Genomic DNA, 589 nt, shown 5'->3' on the forward strand with positions numbered 1-589 from the left:
CCAATGATGCGCGCATGCCCATTGCAATTAAACTGCGGTCGAGCATTTTCACCGTGCGTGCGCCGTCCGATTGACCGTCAAACTGAATCATCACCGCTTGGCCCTGAGGGAAATCCAAACGAATTTGTTCCGCTCGGTCACTGAGACGATGCACATTCAAACCTGGGATAGAGAAGCGACGAATATCGGCTTTATCCAACTTGAGATGCAACTCGTTATCAATCACCTTCTGGCCATCAAAACGCGCTTGTTCCACAACACGTTGAATGTTCGCTTTAGAGCGCACAAGCGTATCTTGCAACCCCGGCACATTTTGTGTGCCTTGCGTAACGGCTTGAGTTAACCCACGTTTAATGTGCGTTAGCTCTTTACCAATGGTTTGCAGTGATTTTGAAGCAATTTGTACCGCTGTTGCTTGTTGCTGTCCCTGAGTCAGTTGAATGCCTGAAACAGAATAGGCTGACGCGGTGTCAGCCTGAACTTGAATTGGACGCGGTTTGATCGTACTGCTTGAATCCGCAGAGCGGGTTGGCATGATAGAGGCTTGTTCTTGTCCACCTAAGCGTATGCTATGGGCTCTAACCTCTAC

General features: G+C 49.2%; 1 pseudogene. It reads right to left on the bottom strand.

From position 1 onward, the window contains the following. A pseudogene (locus R7Q46_RS28720) lies at window positions 1–589 on the bottom strand (flagellin); the annotation flags it as partial.

This window comes from Vibrio sp. 811, assembly GCF_033339195.1.